Consider the following 5,260-nt stretch of genomic DNA (forward strand, 5'->3'; position numbering starts at 1 on the left):
CGCGGCATCTTCGAGAGCGCGTAGCGCATGGCGTGCAGCTTGAGCCTGTCGCCCTCGGTGTAGTGCTCCTCCTTCTTGTGGAGGAAGTCCACGCCCGGGCCGAACATGCGGTTGTTCAGCGACGTCTCGATGTGGAACACCTTGAGGTGCTTGTCGATCGCCTTGCCGATGCGCTCGTTGCGCCGGTACAGCTCGCTGCGGCTCGGCTCCATGTAGCTTTCCGAGTCGCGGATCGTCTTCGGATTGTGGTGCGCCCGGAGGCCGGCGTAGTTCGTCACGCCGGTGCCCATGGACTTGTGCCCGCCATTCATGGGCACGAAGTTCACGTTCACGTAGACGACGAGGTCGCTCTCGGCCACACGCCGGTTGACGGCCACCACGTGCGTGCCGCAGGGCGTGCGCTCCAGCTCCACCATGCCGTCGGGATCCTCGGCGTCATGGTTGTAGTACCGGTCCGGGTAGTAGGCGTCGTAGATCTTCTGGCCCACCATGCGCCGCATCTCACCTTCCGTCATGCGGCGGTGCAGGGCGTTGGCGATGACGAGGTGGACGTCGTCCACGCCCGAGTCCGCGCACAGCTCCAGCACCACCTCCAGGATGGACTGGCGCACGTCCGGCGTGGCCATGGGCGGCAGCGGCACGGAGATGTCGTCGATGACGCAGGTGAGCCGCATGCCCGGGCGGAGCAGGGCGTGCAGGGGCTCCATGCCCTCGGGGTGGTTGATGGCCCAGCGGATGGCGGCCTTGACGTTGGGCACGCCGGCCAGGGGCGGCCGGGGGAAGATGACCCGGGTGCCCACGGGCAGGTCCTCCAGGAGGAAGTTCTCCCCGTAGAAGAGCGCCCGGGGCGGGCTGCCCTTCTCGGTGATGACCACCTGGCTTTCCTCGTCGTAGAGCTTCTGGAGCGTCTTGAGCGGGCGCATGTCGAGCGGCTTTCGTTACTTCAGGTCGAGGATGGGCCAGGTGTAGGCCCGGGCGATGGAGCGCAGGCGCATGTCCGGGTTGACGGCGGTGGGCCGCCCCACCACGGAGAGCATGGCGTAGTCGGAGGAGCTGTCGGAGTAACCGTGGCACTCTTCGAGGGCCAGGCCCTCGCGCACGCAGTAGGAGCGGATGGCGTTGGCCTTGTTCGCCCCCTCGATGATGGGAGGGATGACCTTGCCGGTGGCCTTGCCGCCCACGAACTGCATCTTGTTGGCGATCATCTCGTCGGCGCCCAGGTAGCGGGCCAGCGGGCGCATGCTGAAGTCCAGCGCTCCGGTGACGAGCACGATGCGGCAGCCGACGCGGCGGGCCTGGTCGATGAGATCGCGCGTCTGCTCGTAGAGGGCGGGCTTGAGCACGTCCTCGAACATGTCCTCGGCGATGGACACGAGCCGGTCCTCGGAGAGGCCCGCGTAGTACCGGTAGAAGAACTCGTTGAAGGTCTTCCGATCCAGCGCGTCCATGGCGGCGAAGAGGGGCACGCTGGCGGCCGTGGCCAGGGTCCTCCCGGCGATGCCCAGGATCGAGCCCCGGTTCATGGCGTAGTAGGCGTAGACGTGGACGACGTTGGTCTTCACCAGCGTCCCGTCGACATCGTAGAAGGCGGCTTTCGCGGGCATGGGCAGGCGGGCTTCCTGACATCGGAGTCCGGCGTGTGTCAACCACACTAAACGGCCCAGAATTCGACGCACTTGGACAAAGAGCGACGCGGCGACCTCTCTCTGAGGAAGTTGCTTGCTGGTCACGGACCGGTGGGCCGGCGCCGTTGTCGTGCGTGCTCTACCACCGCACCTCACACGAGCAGCCAGGAGATAGGGCGTCTGGTTGGGGCCATGCTTTCTCCGGAGTTCCGATGGCGTGGCGTGAACAACGGGAGTCACGGGTAGGGGGACTTCGAGGCGGGTGCTCGGAGGCGATTCACTCGTAGTCGACCACGAGTGATGTGGGATGACGGCGTACGTCACTCGTAGTCGACTACGAGTGAACGCGCCACAGGCTCTATTTCAAGGCGGCGGTTCCAACGCTGGTGAGGCACCCGGGTCTGCTAGCGTCCCCACCCCGGAGGTAGACGCCATGACCCAACTGCCGCCATCACCCGCCGGACGCCGCGCGACAGGAGCGCCGTGAAGCCCGCGCTGGAGGAGGTGGTGCCTGCGGGGTTGGTGGTGGCCGGCTACCGGATTGAGAGGAAGCTGGGGGGCGGAGGTCAGGGCAAGGTGTACCTGGCGTGGCGGGAGGGGCGCCCGTACGCGCTCAAGTTCATCCACCTGGAGCGCGTGGGGGAGTGGGGCTGGCGCGAGCTCTACATCCTGCTGCGGCACCAATGGCCCAACGTGGTGAGGCTGCTGAGTCACTTCCGCTGGCCGGAGGAGGGGCCCGAGTACCTGGTGCTCGTCATGGAGTGGGTGCGGGGCCGAACGGTGCGCACCTGGGCCGCCGAGGACAACCCGAGCGCCCGCGAGGCGGCGGAGCTGGTGCTCAAGCTGGCGCGAGCGCTGGGCCACGTGCACGAGCAGGGCGTGCTGCACCGGGACTTGAAGGACGACAACGTGCTGGTGCGCGAGGCGGACAGAGAGCCGGTGCTGGTGGACTTCGGTGCGGGCAGCCTGCCGGGGGCGCCTCGCGTCACGCGCGGGGCCCTGGCCCCGGCCGACCTGCGCTTTCGCAGCCCCGAGTCCGTGGCCTTCTTCCTGCGCCCCAGCCGCCAGCCGGACGAGAGCTACCCGTACACGCCAGCGGACGACTTGTACGCCCTGGGCGTCATCCTCTACGCGCTGCTCACGGACACCTACCCCATTGAGGACGCCGAGCCGTTGATGCTGGCGGAAATCCTCTCGTGCCAGCCCCTGCCGCCGCACGAGATGAACGAGCGGGTGCCCCGGGCGCTGAGCGCGGTGTGCATGCGGCTGCTGGAGAAGAAGCCGGAGGAGCGACTGGCGAGCACCGGGGCGCTGTGCGCGGCGCTGGAAGCGGCCCTGAAGGACGCGCGAGGAGAGGCGGCGTGGGATGTGCCGCTGTGCCTGGGCTGGGAGGAGGAAGACGGGGCCCTGGAGGTGGCGAAGCCCGGGCCCCAGCCCCGGCCCTCGTGGATGGACAGGTGGGTACGCCACCAGCCCCGGCGGGGCAAGCGGCCCACCGAGGTGAAGCCCCCTGCCCCCATGTTGGAGCCGGTGCCCACCTCGGGCCCGGCCCTCACGTCCGCCAGCCTGCGGCGTGCGGACGCGTTGGCCGCGCTGTGGAAGGCGGCGGCCGTGCTGGCGGTGCTGGTGCTGGCGGGACTGGGGGCCGAACTGCTGGCACGGCGGGGCGGTGGCGAAATGGCGCGCGGGGACAAGCCGCCCGAAGCTGAAAGGGCCGCGGCTCCGCCCCTGGCGGACACCACCCCCGCGGTCGTCGCTCCCCCCGCGACGCCTCCCAAGGACGACGCCCCCGTGAAGACGCAGCAGAAGACTCCCAGCCCGGACAAGCGGCCCAAGAAGGGCACCGCCGTGCGCAATGCGTGCGCGGGCCTCGTCGGTGCCGCCCTGCAAGCCTGTGTCGGCACGCAGCAGCAGCCAGCCGCCCCCGTGCGCTCGGCGCCTCCCGCCCTGGAGTGCCCCCCTGGTTCCGTGGAGACCATGACGGACACGCTGGACATCCGCATTAGCAACGACGTTTGGGTCATGTTCCCCCATGTCGGCGATGCCAAACCCGTGGACGTACGACAGCTCGCCACCGTCAGGACTGGTAGGAAGTTCGGGAAGCTGGAAGGGGGCACCGTCCTCTCGGGGAGACTCTTCTTCACGACGGACCGCGTCTACGGCCTCTTCACCGAGGCCAAGACACATGACGGCGCAACATACCCGGTGTGCCTGGAGCTCGTGGGAAGGACCGCCGACTGGAACGAGCGCGGCGTGGAGCGGAAGGACGTGGGCGGCCCGGCCGACGCTGCCGTGGTCTTCTCCACCCAGGCGGTGCGCGCGGTGGAGCAATTCAAGTAGGCGTTTGCGTGGGCCCGCCCCTGGGCCCGGGTCTAGGGGTGCACGGGACTGTGGTAGAGGCTCGGGCCCGCGCACCCCGCTCCAGCCTCCTTGGAGGTTTTTTCCCGTGCCCCTCGCGTCCCCCGCCGGCCTGCTGGCGCTTCTCCTCTTTTCCCAATCCCCCAGCCCCGCCGAGCCGCCCGGCCAGGATGAATGCGCGGCGGCGAGCCCCCGCGTCGAGCTGGAGGCCACGTCCACCGCGAAGGCCAGGGTGGTGTGCATCACCCCGGGCCTGCCCCTCACGTTCTCCTTCGACGCGTTGCTGCGACCGGGCTCCGTGAGGCTGGGTGAGCCGGAATGGTTCGAGGACACGGCGACGGGCAAGCAGACGCTCACGTTCAGGCCGCGCGAGAACCTGGAAGCGGGCAAGCGCTCCGAGGTGGAGGTGTGCTTCGCGGACGATGCCGCCCCGGCGTGCGCCACCTTCGTCCTCCTGACGCACCCGGGGCTGGGCATGCAGGGCGTGGAGGTGTTGCGCCAGAAGCGCCCCCTGGCGGATTACCAGCGGGCCGAGCGGGAAGCGCGGGCCGAGGTTCAGCAGTGCCAGGAGGAGGTGCGGCAGTTCCGGGCCGAGCAGGCCGTGCCGGAGGGACTGCGCGGTGTGCTCGCCTCCGGGCTGCTGGGTAAGGGGGGCATCGCCTCCAAGGACCTGACGGAGAGCGTCACCAAGAGGGAGGGAAACGCCCTCTCCCTGGAGCGCATCAAGAGCTACCGCGCCCTGGACCGGGTGGCGGTGGACGTGAAGCTTTGGAATCCCGGTACGCAGCCCTGGGTGGCGGCGGGCGCGGTGCTGCGGAGCGCCACCGGGGCGGTCCTCAAGCCCCTGCCGCTCTGGCAGCCGGAGCCCATTGCACCGGGCCCGGACGCGGGCCGCGTGGTGGTGGAGGTGCTGGCGACGACGAAGCAGGCCCGGGGCACGTACACGCTCACGCTCTGGGACGCGGAGCGCCAGCGGACGGTCGTTCTCGGTGAGGTGACGTTCCCGTAGCGCCGCCCCGTGACGGGCACGGCTCCACTCGTGGCCTACCCGTCGAGTTCTCTGGGGCTCGGCCTATCCAGCGGCTTGACGGGCGGAGCCGTGCTTCCGTGTACTCCGGGAGCGACGGCTCGCGGGCCGCGTCGCTTCCGGAGGTGCGCCGTGTGCACCCGTCTTGTTGGTCCACGTTCGCCAGGGGCTCCGCTGCGCCTTGGGTTGGGTGGCTGGTTTCTCCTCGTCCTCTTCCTGCACAGCGCATGCGCCTCGGGCGTCCCAGGAG

4 protein-coding genes are annotated in these 5,260 nt (G+C 69.5%); 2 read left to right on the forward strand and 2 right to left on the reverse strand.

Annotation, left to right across the window (positions count from 1 at the left end):
* Window positions 1–923: lactate racemase domain-containing protein (locus VF794_RS04570; RefSeq protein WP_331107949.1), on the reverse strand; the 923-nt coding region annotated here is incomplete at its 3' end.
* Between the two features lie 15 nt (window positions 924–938).
* Entirely contained in the window at window positions 939–1,604 is a 666-nt protein-coding gene (locus VF794_RS04575; RefSeq protein WP_331107950.1) for an HAD family phosphatase, read from the reverse strand.
* A gap of 504 nt (window positions 1,605–2,108) precedes the next feature.
* Between VF794_RS04575 and VF794_RS04580 the strand changes: the two genes are divergently transcribed.
* Window positions 2,109–3,965, forward strand: coding sequence for a serine/threonine protein kinase (locus VF794_RS04580; RefSeq protein WP_331107951.1), 1,857 nt, complete (start codon window positions 2,109–2,111; stop codon window positions 3,963–3,965).
* Window positions 3,966–4,071: 106 nt separating this feature from the next.
* Window positions 4,072–4,992 (forward strand): DUF2381 family protein, encoded by a 921-nt coding sequence (locus VF794_RS04585; protein WP_331107952.1) that lies wholly within the window; start codon window positions 4,072–4,074, stop codon window positions 4,990–4,992.
* Window positions 4,993–5,260: the final 268 nt, after the last annotated feature.

Source organism: Archangium sp. (assembly GCF_036389735.1).
Lineage (GTDB): Bacteria > Myxococcota > Myxococcia > Myxococcales > Myxococcaceae > Archangium.

Bases quoted from the DNA above. Each gene is read 5' to 3' on its own strand.
- VF794_RS04575 (WP_331107950.1), bottom strand. From the start codon at position 1,604: ATGCCCGCGAAAGCCGCCTTCTACGATGTCGACGGGACGCTGGTGAAG.